Genomic DNA, 13,729 nt, shown 5'->3' with positions numbered 1-13,729 from the left:
TGGAGACTGCGCATGAAATTTAAACGTCGTCAGGTTGAAGATATTCATATCAACCTCACACCGATGATTGACTGTTTGATGTTCATTTTGGTGTTCTTGTTGCTCTCGACTACCTTTAACCAGATGAGTCGAATGAACCTGACTTTGCCAGATGCACAAGGTGTTCCACCTAAAAACTATGATCAAAAGATTGAAGTTGTGGTGGATTCAACAGGACATTATTCTGTCAATGGTCAGTCATTGGCGAGTAAAGAAGTCTCTGATTTGAATACTGCAATTAAACAGACAGCCAATGATCGTCGTGATTTAATGTTTGTGATTGCAGCAGATGCAAAAGCAACACATCAAGATGTGATTCGGGTGATGGATGTTGCAGGTCAACTTGGATTTGTGAATATCAACATCAGTACCAAAGTTCCAACTCGAGGTTATTAGTGAAGCACGATTTTAAGGTCTATTTACGCCTATTAAGTTATTTAAAACCTTTTTGGGGAATCGGCCTGCTGGTTTTGCTTGGTTTCGGTATTAATGCTGCGACAGAAGTTTCTGTCGCAAAATTATTGGAACGCATTATTGAAGCCATTCAAAACAAAGATCAAAGCTTTACAACCTTATTTCCACTCTTGGTGGTTTTATTGATGTTCTTCCGTGGACTCGGTTTGTTCATGGGGGGATATTTTACCGCAGTGATTTCTCGAAACTTAATTTTTAATATTCGTCAGCAAGTGTTCGCAAAACTCATGCGTTTGCCTTCGCAATATTATTTGGATAATTCGAGCGGTCATATCACTGCAAAAATTATGTATAACGTTGAACAGTTGACGGCGGCATCGTCTGAGTCACTGAAAACGATTGTACAACAGGGTCTGATTACCATCGCATTATTGGGTTATTTGCTCTATACCAATTGGCGTTTAACCCTGTGTATTTTGATTTTTGGCCCAATTATTGGGCTGATCATCCGTAAAGCGTCGAAACGCATGCGTAAATTATCCATGCAAGTACAAAGTACCATGGGTGACGTTAACCATGTGGTGCAAGAGACAGTACAAGGCAACTTGGTAGTGAAGGGCTTTGCAGGGCAAGATTATGAACAAAAACGTTTTTATGAAAGCTCAATGGAGAACTTACGCCGCGGCTTAAAAATGGTTGTGGTGCAGCAACTCAATAGCCCAATTGTTCAGCTGATTATGTCGATCGCGCTCAGTATCGTGATGTATATCGCGCTACGCCCTGAGATTTTACAAGATACAACAGCGGGTGAGTTTGTAGCGTATATCACTGCCGCAGGTATGCTGAGTAAGCCAATTAAAACCTTGACGGATGTCAACGAAAAACTACAACGAGGCATGGCAGCAGCTTATTCAGTTTTTGAATTGCTAGATATGCCTGAAGAAGTAAATAACGGCACGCTGAAGCCTGCTTTGAAAGGTGATGTCGAATTTAAAAATGTCAATTTGATCTATGCTGATGGTCACCATGCGATTCATGACTTCAATTTAAAAATCAATGCAGGGCAAACCGTTGCATTGGTTGGGCGTTCAGGTGCAGGTAAAACCTCACTGGTCAATCTGTTGGTTCGTTACCAAGAGGTGTCGTCAGGACAGTTGTTGCTTGATCAGCATGATATTCACGACATAGAACTCAATAGCTTGCGTACTCAGATTTCGATGGTTAATCAGCAAGTGGTTTTGTTTAACCGTACTGTGCGTGAAAATATTGCTTATGGTCAGCTCGAGCATGCAACAGATGAACAAGTCATTGCTGCTGCTAAAGCTGCATTTGCACATGATTTTATTATAGATTTGCCGCAAGGTTATGACACGCCTTTGGGTGCGCAAGGTTTAAACCTATCTGGTGGTCAACGTCAACGTATTGCGATTGCGCGTGCCATTTTGAAAAATGCACCGATTTTAATTTTAGATGAAGCGACCAGTGCGCTAGATAACGAATCTGAATTTTTCATTCAGCAAGCATTTGACGCTGCGATGCAAGATCGTACCACGATCGTGATTGCGCATCGTTTATCGACCATTGAAAATGCAGACTGTATTGTGGTGATGGATAAAGGGCGTATTATTGAACAAGGTTCGCATACGGAATTGATAGCACAGCGTGGTGCATATTACCAACTTCATCAGCGTAATTTTGAGGAAAATTAAGTCATGTCTTTTGCACAATTGATTCAGGATGCTTGGAATGAACAGGCAAAGTGGCTCGTTGTGTTTAGACCTTTGTCATGGCTTTATCGTGGCGGCTTTTTACTCAATAAAAAGCTCTATCAATCAGGTATTAAGCAAAGCTATAAAGCGCCTATTCCAGTCATGGTCATTGGAAACATCACAGTAGGTGGAAGTGGTAAAACCCCATTGCTCATTCATTTGGTCAGTTATTTGAATAGCTTAAAGCTGCGTGTTGGTGTGATCAGTCGTGGCTATGGTGGTCAAGGACCATTTCCGGCTTATGTGGATTTAGACTCGACGGCTGAAATCGTGGGTGATGAACCGAGCTTAATTGTTCAGTCTACAGGTGTACCGATGGCAGTCGGTCCAAACCGCCAGCAAAGTATTGAGTTGCTACTATCCAAGCATGAATTGGATTTGATTATCTGCGATGATGGTTTGCAGCATTGGGCGCTTCAACGTCAGTTGGAGTGGATCGTGCTGGATAATAACCGTGGTTTAGGCAATGAAAAATTATTACCCGAAGGTTATTTGCGTGAACCGAAAAAGCGTCTTGCCAGTGGAACGGTCATTGAGCATTCAGCAGATCCAAGTTCTCCACTGAATATGCACCTAGAAGCGGCGCAGCCTTATTTGCTTAATAAAGATCTTGTGACGACATTTGATGCAAACAAAGATTTTTATGCTGTGGTGGGTATCGGCTTTCCGCAACGATTTTATAAAACCTTAGAAAATATGGGGATTCATCAATTTCAATGTCATGAATTTCCAGATCATTATGAATATGAACTGAGTGATTTGCAGTTTGAAGATGCCAATCCCATCATTACCACTGAAAAAGATGCAGTTAAAATTTTAGCGATCCTCAAAAATAATCCAGATTTTAAAAGAGAAATATGGGTTGTTCCTGTAGATGCAGTGTTGTCACCTGCGTGTTATGAAACTTTGCATGCACAGTTGAAACAACTGGGTCTGAAACTTCCCGAAGGCATTTAATTTATGAAACATATTGTTATTCCTGCACGTTTTTCAAGTTCACGTTTACCAGGTAAGCCATTGCTTGAAATTCATGGCCGTCCGATGATTTTACGTGTGGTTGATCAAGCCAAAAAAGTTGCAGGATTCGATGACCTTTGTGTTGCTACAGATGATGAACGTATTGTCGCAGTGTGTCGTGCGGAAGGGGTTGATGTGGTATTGACTTCTACAGAGCATCCATCTGGGACAGATCGTTTAAGTGAAGTTGCACGTATCAAAGGTTGGGCAAGTGATGACATTATTGTCAATGTGCAGGGCGATGAACCTTTACTTCCCGCTCAATTGGTAAAACAAGTTGCACAATTACTCGTTGATCAGCCAACATGTTCAATGTCGACGCTCTGCGAGCCGATTCATAGTCTGGATGAGTTTCAACGTGACAGCATCGTCAAAGTGGTGATGTCAAAGCACAATCAAGCGCTGTATTTCAGCCGTGCGACTATTCCGTATGACCGAGACGGTGCAAAGCAAGCTGAAAAAACCTTGCATGATCAAGCTTTTCGTCATTTAGGACTTTATGCATACCGCGTAAAACTCCTTCAAGAATATGTCACTTGGGATATGGGTGTACTCGAAAAATTAGAAAGCCTTGAACAATTACGCGTTTTGGAAAATGGTCATCGTATTGCCATAGCTGTGGCAGAAGCGAACCTACCACCGGGCGTAGACACTCAAGCTGACCTTGATCGTTTGAACCAAATGGATGTTTCAAACTTCGAATAAGGTTAAACGATTTATGCAAAATGAAATTGTGGCGCAAGTGTACCCTTGGCAGCAAAATACATGGAATACATTAACCAGCCGTTTTCCACAACTGGGACATGGCGTGCTTTTGTATGGCAAAAAAGGCTGTGGTAAAGAGGCATTTGCAAAACAATTTCTTGCTTGGGTGCTGTGTCAAAAACGTGATGAGCGAACTGAGCCATGTGGTGAGTGTGGGAGTTGCCAGTGGTTAAAGTCAGATACACATCCAAATTTTGTCCACATCAGTACAGATGAAGACAATAAAAAGCAAAATGCCAAAATTAAAATCGAAAAAATTCGTGATTTATTGCCTTTTGTACAGCAAACCGTAGACGGTTGGCGAGTTGTGTTGATTGAGCCTGCTGAAGCATTAAACATTGCATCATCAAATGCATTGCTGAAAACACTGGAAGAGCCGGGCGAGCGGATTGTGATTATGTTATTGGCAGAGCATTATTTGAAATTGCCGGCAACCATTCGCAGTCGAATGCAGCACTATGCATTGGATCGTATTGAACCCGAACAATCACAGCAATATTTACAGCAGCATTTGCCTGATAGTGGTGAAACCCAGCGCAAAGTTCTCATGAACTTAGCCAGTCAAATGCCATTACAAGCGATTTCATTGGCAAGTAGCGAATGGTTAAATATGCGCCAAGAGTTTCTACAAGATTGGCAAAAACTTGTGACACAAAAAAACATGCCGATGGCAATTGCGACCAAGTGGAATAAAGCTCTGAGTTTTAGTGATTTTAGTCAAATGTTTGAATACTTGTTGTCCGATATAATTTGTGTCAAGCTAAATCAATCCATAAAAAATATAGATTTGGATTTTGGGGTGTTGGCAGAGCAATATTCGCTCGAAACACTCTTTGGGATTTATACAGAATTACAGCAGTCTAAGCGGTTCATCGAGCAGAACGTACAGGGGAATCTGGTCGTAGATGAGCTTTGCATCAAACTGATGAATGTTTAATTAAGGGGAAACATCATGCAACCACGTATGGGCGGGATTGTTCACGCTAATATTCCAGATGTGGAAACACTTTTTGCGAGCTACATGCCTTATGTCGTTGGTGGCGGTTTATTTGTACCATCAAAGCAAGCTGTGAAAATGGGTGATGAAGTTTTCTTATTGGCTACGCTGCCTGAACAAAGTATAAAAATTCCTTTGACAGGGAAAGTGATTTGGATTTCGCAAAAGCAAAATGGCATTAAACCACAAGGCTTTGGAATTCAATTAAGCGGCGAAAAAGGCGTTTATTTCAAAACAGAAGCAGAACGTTTACTTGCAGGGCTTAAATCTGAGGGGCGTAGAAGTTACACTATGTAGTTACAACAGTGAAGACTTGTAGGTACATATTGTGTTTGTAGATACCCATTGCCATTTAACCATGCTCGACCTAAGCCCTTATGAGGGTAATTTAGATCTTGCATTGGATCAGGCTCGTCAAGCCGGGGTCTCAAAATTTATGAGTATCTCGGTTGATCTAGATGACCATATCGAACTTTCAAAAATTGCTGCACGTCATGCCGATGTGGGTTATTCCGTTGGGGTACACCCATGTGAAGATCCTGCAACGATGGCTCGGGCAACAGAAGAATATCTCATTGAATTAGCACAACCTGAAAAGGTTTGGGCGATTGGTGAAACAGGGCTGGACTATTTTCATAGTACCGACTTTGTTGCAGAGCAAAAAGAATGTTTTGCCCGCCATATTCGCGCATCGCAAGCCGTGAAAAAACCGGTGGTTGTACATACTCGTTCTGCAAAGCATGATACGGTGGATATTATCCGTGCAGAGAAATCCACTCACGGGATTTTGCATTGTTTTACTGAAGATTGGGAAACAGCAAAAGCGGTCTTAGATTGTGGTTATTACGTGTCATTTTCAGGCATTGTTTCTTTTAAAAATGCACAAGATTTGCGTGATGTGGCTAAGCAAGTACCACTGGATCGCGTGCTGATTGAAACAGATAGCCCATACCTTGCACCGATGCCCTATAGAGGAAAGTCTAATGAACCAAAATACGTTCCTTATGTAGCCAAAGCCTTAAGTGATGTATATGATAAGTCAATTGAAGAGATGGCTTTCATTACAATGCAAAACTTTGAAAATCTCCTCAATCTTAAGTAAATAATTTGAATTGATATAAGAGTAAGAGAGTATAGGGTGAAGATGGATCGTCAAGCTCAGTTTAGAGCAAGAGAGGCATTAATTTTCCAAGTGGCAGAGCAGCTGCTATTGGAAAATGGCGAAGCAGGGATGACACTAGATGCGCTAGCGGCAGAACTCGACTTGGCAAAAGGGACGTTATATAAACATTTTCAAAGTAAAGATGAACTATATATGTTGCTCATTATTCGTAATGAACGCATGTTATTGGAAATGATTAAAGACACCGATAAAGCTTTTCCTGAACACCTTGCTTTCTTTATGTTGCATCACTTACATCACCCAGAACGTACAGTGTTGTTTCATCAAATTGAAGAGCGTTTATCGACAACGGGTGTGGGTATTCAGCACTTGTTTAGTGAACTATATCAAGTGCGCAAACAACGCCTACGATTGATCATTCGTATGACTGAGCATTATTTGGAGTCGATTCAAAGTAGCATGCCAGTACGTGATTATCTTGCTTCAATTTGGTCACTTACACATGGCGCTGCAGCAATTTTGAACTCTAGTTTTTATCAGCGTTATTTGGGTTCAAGAGACACCTTGCGGGTTGCTTATATTGATCAAGCCTTGGCCTTACCAAAACAAGTGCATGCGGTTGCTCAATTCGCTTAAAGGCTGCTTATGAAAAGTGCATCACCATCATCGGTTCGTGGCTTCACCCTCGTAGAATTGATGGTGGTGATTGTGATTATGGGCATCATGGCCTCATTGGTACTTTTAAATATTGGTGGGACAGATCAACGCAAAGCCATGCAAGCACGCGAAGTGTTTGTGATGGATCTGAAACGAATTTTACGTGATGCAAATGATCAAGCTTTGATATTGGCTTTACAGCAAAAAGCTGGAACGGATGTCAACACGCAAAGCTATGCGGTACAAGAATATTTACCAGAACAAAAACGTGTAGAAAATAGTATTTTAAATCAGAACAATAAATGGCAAAACTATAAAAACTTTGAAACCCGAGTATTACCTGAAAATGTCTCTTTTACGATTCAGCCTTTAGACCAGCAGTATGAAAATGCCAATAATGATGATTTGTTAAATACCAATGCACCCAAGTTGATTTGGTTAGGTAATGGGGAAGTGAAGCCTGTGCGTATACAGTTTTATTTTGAAGAACGTCCCATTGGCAATGAAATCGAAATTGATCATTTAGGGAAAGTTAATGGGGGCTAAAGGATTTACGCTACTTGAAGTCATGGTGGCATTGGCGATTTTTGCGACTGCGGCAATGGCTTTGTCTAATGTTGTGATGCAATATACACAGTCGACAGCACACGCAATTTTAAGAAATAAAGCACAATTCGTTGCGCTGAATGAAATCGCTAAGATGGAAATCAATCGTGAATGGATGACGGGTACTGCATCTAAACAAGTCACTGAACAAGGCGAACAATGGCAAATTGACAAAAAAGCCCAAGCCACCATTAGTCCAAATGTACAACGGATTGATATCCAAGTGAGTTTGATGAATGCTGAAACAGGCGATGTTGAAGCAGGGATTAGCAGTTTGGTGTTCTTTAACTATAAGGTTCCGTTGGATGAAAATAATAACTAGAAAAAAACGTACATCTCAAGATATGCCTGTGCTTGTACAGCAAGGAATGAAGAATCAAGCAGGATTTACCTTAGTTGAGCTTTTGGTTGCGATTGCCATTTTTGCAGTGCTGTCTGCTTTGGGCTGGAAGGTCTTTAATTATGTCTCGAAAGTGAAGGAACGAAACGCAACCCATGAGGTAAGGCTGAGTCAGTTGCAAGATGCCCATCAGCAAATTCTCAGAGACACAGTACAAGCTGTGCCCTTAACTGCCAATATTAATGGAGATATTCAACCAGCGTTAGTATTGCAAAATGGCCGATTTAATTTCAGTAAGACAGGTGTCACTGATCCATTAAATCAGGGCATTGCACCTGACGAGCGAGTGGAATATCAATACAAAGCTGATGAAAAAAAATTGTATCGGCTAAAATTTAAAAATCTCAACCAAACGGGGCATGATCAGCCAGATTCGAGTGTTTTACTGGATAATGTTGAACAATATAAAATCACGGTACTCAATCCAAATGAGTTAGAGAATTGGCCAGATGCTGCCGCTGATTTGAATAATGAAAAAACCATTCAACTGTTACCGCGGGGTATCAGGATGCAGCTCACAGTTGATGGGACAAACTACGAATGGTTATTCAGTTTGTTAAATACTGATTTTTTATTGGATAAAAATAAGAATGGTTAGCGGTCAGGTAGTAGAGTCATTTGAAGTTGGGAGTTGCGTATGAAACAGCAACGTGGCATCGCTTTGTTAACTATCCTGATGATGGTAGCTTTGGCAACCATAGTTGCAGCAGGCATCGCAAAACAACAAGCCCATACTTCTGAAAATACCGCTTATGTGATGCGCCAAAATCAGTCGTTGTTATATGCGAAAAGTGCCGAAGCATTTTTTGCTGAACTTTTAGTAAATGATACCGAAAATGCAGGGCAGGTGGATCACCTCCAAGAAAATTGGGCTCAGCCTATGCCCGCCTTTCCAGTGGAAGGTGGAACTGTTGCAGGTGTGCTCCAAGACGAATCTGGAAAATTTAACCTTAATAGTTTGGTTTCAGAAGAGGGTGTGGTAAATGACAAAGCAAAATTATGGTTTGAAAAAATATTGCAGCGTGTTGGTTTACCCGCAGAATTAAGTCAAGCCGTGATTGACTGGCAAGATGAAGATGATGAGACTTCTGGCCCGATGGGCGCAGAGCTGGCGTACTATCGTGGTTTAAATAATGCGGCATTACCGCCAAATGCAAAATTTCATAGTGTGGAAGAACTGAAATCAGTCCGTGGTTTTGAAGGTGCTCAATATAAACTGATTGCGCCCTATGTGAGTAGCTTGCCCTCGCATGAAACAACGGTAAACATTAATACCGCTCCTGCATTTTTGTTAGCGACTATGGATGATCGTTTAGATGTCAATGCAGTTGAGCAAGCTTTGCAACAAAAAGCTGCCAAATTTGAACATTTCGAAAATATCAATGATTTATGGGCAATGGAGCCATTTGCACAGGTGAGCACAGAAAATAGGGAAGTTTTAAATTCACAATTGGGTGTGCAGTCGAACTATTTTAAAGCGCAAATTGAAATTATTTTAAATGAAAGAAAGCGTCAATTTACCAGTGAGTTAGTGCGAAAAGATAAAGATGTGTATGTGGCTTTTCGCAGTATGGCACCATTTTAGGTATTAAATATTGCTAAATTTTCATGATGCCTTTTCCCAATTGTGCTGAACAGCAAAATTAATGCCTCTTGCTAGACTTTTGCATTATAATCTCTCAGAACCCATAGATTATTTGATTGCATTACGACATATGTTAATTCGTAAGTTATTTAAGTTTGAAAACGCGCATATCGTGCGTAATTGCACGTCAGACCGTTGCAAGCGTTCCATTCATGGACACAGTTATAAAGTCGAACTATTACTTAAAGCGTCGAAACTTGACCATGGGCAAATGGTTTACGATTTCGGTTTGCTCAAAGGGGTAATTAAAGACTTATTTGACAGTTTTGATCACGCGATTTGTTTTTGGCAACACGATGATGCCGAGTACATTCGTGCCTGCAAACAGTTCAGCGCACGTTGGGTTGAACTACCTGTATCGCCTTCAGCAGAGCAGTTTTCACGAATCTTCTTTTACTTGGCACAACAAGTTCTAAAATCAACAGAAACTCAAAATGGTGAGGGTGATGTTGAGGTGTATTCTGTGATTGTGCATGAGACAGACACAGGCTATGCGCAAAGCTTCTTAGAAGATATCGACAACGCACAAATGGGGTTGTTGCAGTTAGATCAAATTATCTTCTCCGAACAGGTTCAGTCGGAATGGAACGATACCCAGATGTATGAAAAATTAAAACAGGGTCAAAAATTTTTAAACCCTGCAGTTGATTTACAAGTTAGAATTTAAGTAAATATTTGGTTTTATTAGGATTGGTTAACAGTGATGTCTTTAACAGAAGAGCAACAAGCAAAACTCGCTAAAGTGCAGCTTGAGCCTAGCTGGAAATATGCCCTAAGTGAGTTTTTGCTTAGCCCTCGCATGGATGAGTTAAAAGACTTTCTGCTACAACAAATCAAACAGGATAAAGTGATTTATCCACCGAATCCGCTGATCTTTAATGCCCTAAACACGACGCCTATGGCGAATGTAAAGGTGGTGATTTTAGGTCAAGACCCGTATCATGGGCCAAATCAGGCACATGGCTTGAGTTTTTCAGTACAAAAGGGGGTTGCATTACCACCTTCTTTACGTAATATTTTCCATGAGTTAAATACCGACCTTGGGGTGCCTGTGTCAAAACATGGGGACTTAACACGCTGGGCAGAACAAGGTGTTTTGCTTTTAAATGCGGTACTGACTGTTGAGGCTGGGCAACCAACTTCACATCAAAAACGTGGCTGGGAAGATTTTACAGACCATGTGATTGATGTTTTAAATGAACAACGTGAGCATATTGTCTTTATTTTATGGGGGGCATATGCACAGCGTAAGGGACAACGCATTGACCAAAATAAGCACTTGGTGCTAAAAGCCGCGCATCCATCACCTTTGGCTGCAAACCGCGGTGGATTTTTTGGTTGTAAGGTGTTTTCAAAAAGTAATAATTATCTTAAACAAAATGGCATTGAGCCAATAGACTGGCAGCTGGACGCATGACTTATTCTCCCGTTTCAAAAAATTATCACCCAGATCTGATTGTTGAAGAAGCGAAAAACGGCTGGCGCATTGTTCGCCTGAATCGCCCAAAATCGCTTCATGCATTAGATGAATCAATCTGCACAGCGTTGCTTGAAGTCTTTCAGGACTTTCAACACGATGATGCTGTAAAAGCGATTTGGTTAGATTCCACTACGCCGAAAGCTTTTTGTGCAGGTGGCGATGTACGCAAATTGCGCCAATTGGTGGTCAATGATGAAGTTGAAACGGCGAATAAATTTTTTGAACAAGAATATGCTCTAGATTTGCTGCTGCATAATTATGCAAAGCCGATTTTGGTTTGGGGCGAAGGTTATGTGATGGGTGGTGGCCTAGGTCTATTTATGGCCGCACCTTTCCGTTTGGTAACACCTTATTCACGTTTAGCAATGCCTGAAATTAATATCGGTTTGTATCCAGATGTGGGTGCGACGCGTTTCCTTGCTGACCGTGGTGCCATTGGTTTATTTACGGGACTTACAGGCTCGATTATGACTGCAGCAGGTGCTTATGGTATCGGCTGGGCAACGCATATTTGTGATGCACAGCGTGATAACGTACTTGAAACTGTCATCAATATTGATTGGGATCATTATCCAGCAGGCGATTTTCGTGCCATTGATGACACTTTAAATAGTATGCATCGTCCTGTGGGGCCGGGGCCATTACAAAACTCGTTAGATGTGATTCAAAGTGTGTGCCGTGGGCATAATTTTGAACATGACTATGAATCAATTATAGGTTTAAGTGATGCGCGTAGTGATTGGTTACGTCAAGCCAGTGAAAATCTACAAAAAGGTTCACCTGCAACCGCCGCATTAACATGGTTGTTGTGGCAGTGGGGCAAGCAAGTGCATTCTTGGAATGAAGTGTTTGAACTAGAAACCCAAATTTCGGATTGGAAAATTAGTCATGCAGACTTTGTGGAAGGTGTGCGCGCACGTCTAGTCGATAAAGACCTGTCTCCAGAATGGAAAAAAGGTACAGATCTTTCCCTCAAAGGAATTCTGGCTGATGAGCCTCCTGTAACCAATATTGACAGTTGGAATGCACTGTTAAGACAGTATGGTGTAATTTATTAATTGATGTCTGAACCAAACTTATATAGTGATGAACATTGGATGCAGCTTGCTTTCGAGCAGGCTGCACAAGCTGCCGAATTGCAAGAAATTCCTGTAGGCGCAGTCATTGTGAGTCAAAATCAAGTCATAGGTGCAGGGTTTAATGCGCCGATTTCTCTGAAAGATCCCACCGCACATGCGGAAGTACAAGCTTTGCGTCAAGCTTGTTTAAATATCGATAATTACCGTTTACCTGACGATGCAACTTTATATGTAACTTTGGAGCCATGCACAATGTGTGTGGGCGCTTTGGTTCATTCGAGAATTAAGCGTGTGGTATTTGCGACGACTGAGCCTAAAGCAGGTTCTTTGGTCAGTTCGCGTCAATTATTAAATTCAGGCTACTATAACCATATCTTTGAGTTTGAGCATGGTTGCCTACAAGAGCAATGCTCCCAACAATTGAGTGATTTTTTTAAAATGCGTCGTGAACAAAAACGACTGATGAAGTTACAGGAAAAAGCCACTTTGACTGAACTTAATTTAAAAAATCAAGTAAACTCTACTGACAATTAATATTGTCAAATAAAATAGGGTACACCATGAAATCCATTCAAGTAAAAAAAGAATTTAATGCACCGGTCGAGCAAGTTTTTGACTTACTTTCAAAACATTCGACCTATAACGTGGCTTTTGCACCGATTCAAGTGGTGCGCGTCAAAGATTCTGCAGATCCTGAACGTCCTGATGGTGTGGGTTCTGTACGTCGTATGGGCTTTGGGCCAGTGAAGCCGTTACAAGAGCAAATTACCTTGCTTGAGCCAAACCAACGCATTGAATATAAGATTATTAAAAACCCACTGGTGAAACATCATTTGGGTGTGATTCAATTCGAAGCGATTGATGCTGCGCGTACTTTAGTCACTTATACGATTGAATTACAGGCGCGTGCGCCATTCGTTAGTCAATTAATCCTTGCGCAACTGAAGTCAGCGATTAAAATTGGTTTTTCAAAACTTGCAAAAACCGTATAAACAAAAGTGGAAGAGCAATGACAGTTCAAATCATTACAATTGATGGCCCAAGTGGCTCAGGTAAAGGAACATTGGCAGCAAAAATTGCGGCACATTATCAGTTCCACTTACTCGACTCAGGTGCGTTATATCGTCTGTTGGGATTGTCATTGCATAAGCAAGACTTAATTGATGCATTAGACTCAAAGCTTGATGAATGCGTAAAAATTGCAACAAATTTAGACATACAATTTGTGACAAATGAAGCAGGTGTTTCGGTGCTTTTAGATGGTGAAGATGTCTCAAAAGTTATCCGTACTGAGAGAGTCGGAGAGTTTGCCTCAAAAGTTGCTGCAATTCCTGCACTTAGAACTGCGCTTTTAGAACGTCAGCATGCCTTTGCTCAAGAACCTGGTTTGGTTGCAGACGGCCGTGATATGGCAACTACGATTTTTCCAAATGCTCAAGCCAAGATTTATTTAACGGCTTCTGCTCAGTCCCGTGCGGAGCGCCGTGTAAATCAGTTGCAGGCTATGGGCGTGGATGTTAAAATAAACGACATTTTAGCTAATATCGAAGCGCGTGATAAGCGAGATATGGAACGCGCAGTCGCTCCACTCAAGCCTGCGCCAGATGCTTACTTCATTGATAGTTCAACTTTAAGTATTGATGAAGTATTCACGCTGATGACGAATTACATCGATCAGCAATTAGCAAACTAAAGAATTTTCAGCAGAAGCATAGCTTGATCAGTCTTATACGGACTA

General features: G+C 41.3%; 18 protein-coding genes. All 18 read left to right on the top strand.

The window, feature by feature from the left end:
* Positions 1–12: 12 nt before the first annotated feature.
* The 18 genes from LXF01_RS10640 to cmk all read left to right on the top strand — a co-directional run bounded on the left by LXF01_RS10640 (position 13) and on the right by cmk (position 13,684).
* Positions 13–435 carry an ExbD/TolR family protein gene (locus LXF01_RS10640; protein ID WP_078193671.1) on the top strand — a complete coding sequence of 141 codons (423 nt, stop codon included), beginning with the start codon at positions 13–15 and terminating at the stop codon, positions 433–435.
* Complete coding sequence (gene msbA / locus LXF01_RS10635; RefSeq protein WP_233944301.1) at positions 435–2,162, top strand: lipid A export permease/ATP-binding protein MsbA; 1,728 nt, start codon at positions 435–437, stop codon at positions 2,160–2,162. The genes LXF01_RS10640 and msbA overlap by 1 nt, the downstream gene beginning before the upstream one ends.
* Before the next feature lie 3 nt (positions 2,163–2,165).
* Complete coding sequence (lpxK, locus tag LXF01_RS10630) at positions 2,166–3,179, top strand: tetraacyldisaccharide 4'-kinase (RefSeq protein ID WP_078188953.1); 1,014 nt, start codon at positions 2,166–2,168, stop codon at positions 3,177–3,179.
* Between the two features lie 3 nt (positions 3,180–3,182).
* Positions 3,183–3,944, top strand: a complete 762-nt coding sequence (gene kdsB / locus LXF01_RS10625; protein WP_233944300.1) for a 3-deoxy-manno-octulosonate cytidylyltransferase — start codon at positions 3,183–3,185, stop codon at positions 3,942–3,944.
* Positions 3,945–3,957: 13 nt separating this feature from the next.
* Positions 3,958–4,941, top strand: coding sequence for a DNA polymerase III subunit delta' (locus LXF01_RS10620; RefSeq protein ID WP_180059027.1), 984 nt, complete (start codon positions 3,958–3,960; stop codon positions 4,939–4,941).
* A 15-nt stretch (positions 4,942–4,956) separates the two neighbouring features.
* A complete protein-coding gene (locus tag LXF01_RS10615; protein WP_111885061.1) occupies positions 4,957–5,298 on the top strand; it encodes a PilZ domain-containing protein in 342 nt (113 codons plus the stop codon).
* A 31-nt stretch (positions 5,299–5,329) separates the two neighbouring features.
* Entirely contained in the window at positions 5,330–6,103 is a 774-nt protein-coding gene (locus tag LXF01_RS10610) for a TatD family hydrolase (protein WP_233944299.1), read from the top strand.
* Between the two features lie 42 nt (positions 6,104–6,145).
* Positions 6,146–6,760, top strand: a complete 615-nt coding sequence (locus LXF01_RS10605) for a TetR/AcrR family transcriptional regulator (protein WP_078193665.1) — start codon at positions 6,146–6,148, stop codon at positions 6,758–6,760.
* A 9-nt stretch (positions 6,761–6,769) separates the two neighbouring features.
* Positions 6,770–7,327, top strand: a complete 558-nt coding sequence (locus tag LXF01_RS10600; RefSeq protein WP_180077640.1) for a type II secretion system protein — start codon at positions 6,770–6,772, stop codon at positions 7,325–7,327.
* Positions 7,317–7,709: a type II secretion system minor pseudopilin GspI gene (gspI, locus tag LXF01_RS10595; protein ID WP_233944298.1), complete on the top strand. Its 393-nt coding sequence runs from the start codon at positions 7,317–7,319 to the stop codon at positions 7,707–7,709. The genes LXF01_RS10600 and gspI overlap by 11 nt, the downstream gene beginning before the upstream one ends.
* A gap of 46 nt (positions 7,710–7,755) precedes the next feature.
* Positions 7,756–8,385, top strand: a complete 630-nt coding sequence (gene gspJ, locus LXF01_RS10590) for a type II secretion system minor pseudopilin GspJ (RefSeq protein WP_233945461.1) — start codon at positions 7,756–7,758, stop codon at positions 8,383–8,385.
* Positions 8,386–8,424: 39 nt separating this feature from the next.
* Positions 8,425–9,372, top strand: coding sequence for a type II secretion system minor pseudopilin GspK (gene gspK / locus LXF01_RS10585; protein WP_180023912.1), 948 nt, complete (start codon positions 8,425–8,427; stop codon positions 9,370–9,372).
* Between the two features lie 130 nt (positions 9,373–9,502).
* Positions 9,503–10,099 (top strand): 6-pyruvoyl trahydropterin synthase family protein, encoded by a 597-nt coding sequence (locus tag LXF01_RS10580; protein WP_180077646.1) that lies wholly within the window; start codon positions 9,503–9,505, stop codon positions 10,097–10,099.
* Positions 10,100–10,135: 36 nt separating this feature from the next.
* Positions 10,136–10,849 (top strand): uracil-DNA glycosylase, encoded by a 714-nt coding sequence (gene ung / locus LXF01_RS10575; protein WP_078193660.1) that lies wholly within the window; start codon positions 10,136–10,138, stop codon positions 10,847–10,849.
* Positions 10,846–11,970 carry an enoyl-CoA hydratase/isomerase family protein gene (locus LXF01_RS10570; protein ID WP_233944297.1) on the top strand — a complete coding sequence of 375 codons (1,125 nt, stop codon included), beginning with the start codon at positions 10,846–10,848 and terminating at the stop codon, positions 11,968–11,970. Before ung ends, LXF01_RS10570 begins: the two co-directional genes overlap by 4 nt.
* 3 nt (positions 11,971–11,973) lie before the next feature.
* Positions 11,974–12,525, top strand: a complete 552-nt coding sequence (gene tadA / locus LXF01_RS10565) for a tRNA adenosine(34) deaminase TadA (RefSeq protein WP_078188939.1) — start codon at positions 11,974–11,976, stop codon at positions 12,523–12,525.
* A 26-nt stretch (positions 12,526–12,551) separates the two neighbouring features.
* A complete protein-coding gene (locus LXF01_RS10560) occupies positions 12,552–12,983 on the top strand; it encodes an SRPBCC family protein (RefSeq protein WP_078188937.1) in 432 nt (143 codons plus the stop codon).
* Between the two features lie 17 nt (positions 12,984–13,000).
* Entirely contained in the window at positions 13,001–13,684 is a 684-nt protein-coding gene (gene cmk, locus LXF01_RS10555; RefSeq protein ID WP_233944296.1) for a (d)CMP kinase, read from the top strand.
* Positions 13,685–13,729: the final 45 nt, after the last annotated feature.

This window comes from Acinetobacter sp. SH20PTE14 (genome assembly GCF_021391555.1).
In the GTDB taxonomy this organism is placed as follows: Bacteria; Pseudomonadota; Gammaproteobacteria; order Pseudomonadales; family Moraxellaceae; genus Acinetobacter; species Acinetobacter amyesii.
The sequence above is the reverse complement of the archived record's forward strand: the minus strand, read 5'-3'. Positions and strand labels throughout refer to the sequence as shown.

Coding starts and splice junctions, on each gene's coding strand:
- LXF01_RS10640 (WP_078193671.1), top strand. CDS start 13: ATGAAATTTAAACGTCGTCAGGTTGAAGATATTCATATCAACCTCACA.
- lpxK (WP_078188953.1), top strand. CDS start 2,166: ATGTCTTTTGCACAATTGATTCAGGATGCTTGGAATGAACAGGCAAAG.
- kdsB (WP_233944300.1), top strand. CDS start 3,183: ATGAAACATATTGTTATTCCTGCACGTTTTTCAAGTTCACGTTTACCA.
- LXF01_RS10620 (WP_180059027.1), top strand. CDS start 3,958: ATGCAAAATGAAATTGTGGCGCAAGTGTACCCTTGGCAGCAAAATACA.
- LXF01_RS10615 (WP_111885061.1), top strand. CDS start 4,957: ATGCAACCACGTATGGGCGGGATTGTTCACGCTAATATTCCAGATGTG.
- LXF01_RS10605 (WP_078193665.1), top strand. CDS start 6,146: ATGGATCGTCAAGCTCAGTTTAGAGCAAGAGAGGCATTAATTTTCCAA.
- LXF01_RS10600 (WP_180077640.1), top strand. CDS start 6,770: ATGAAAAGTGCATCACCATCATCGGTTCGTGGCTTCACCCTCGTAGAA.
- gspI (WP_233944298.1), top strand. CDS start 7,317: ATGGGGGCTAAAGGATTTACGCTACTTGAAGTCATGGTGGCATTGGCG.
- gspJ (WP_233945461.1), top strand. CDS start 7,756: ATGAAGAATCAAGCAGGATTTACCTTAGTTGAGCTTTTGGTTGCGATT.
- gspK (WP_180023912.1), top strand. CDS start 8,425: ATGAAACAGCAACGTGGCATCGCTTTGTTAACTATCCTGATGATGGTA.
- LXF01_RS10580 (WP_180077646.1), top strand. CDS start 9,503: ATGTTAATTCGTAAGTTATTTAAGTTTGAAAACGCGCATATCGTGCGT.
- ung (WP_078193660.1), top strand. CDS start 10,136: ATGTCTTTAACAGAAGAGCAACAAGCAAAACTCGCTAAAGTGCAGCTT.
- LXF01_RS10570 (WP_233944297.1), top strand. CDS start 10,846: ATGACTTATTCTCCCGTTTCAAAAAATTATCACCCAGATCTGATTGTT.
- tadA (WP_078188939.1), top strand. CDS start 11,974: ATGTCTGAACCAAACTTATATAGTGATGAACATTGGATGCAGCTTGCT.
- LXF01_RS10560 (WP_078188937.1), top strand. CDS start 12,552: ATGAAATCCATTCAAGTAAAAAAAGAATTTAATGCACCGGTCGAGCAA.
- cmk (WP_233944296.1), top strand. CDS start 13,001: ATGACAGTTCAAATCATTACAATTGATGGCCCAAGTGGCTCAGGTAAA.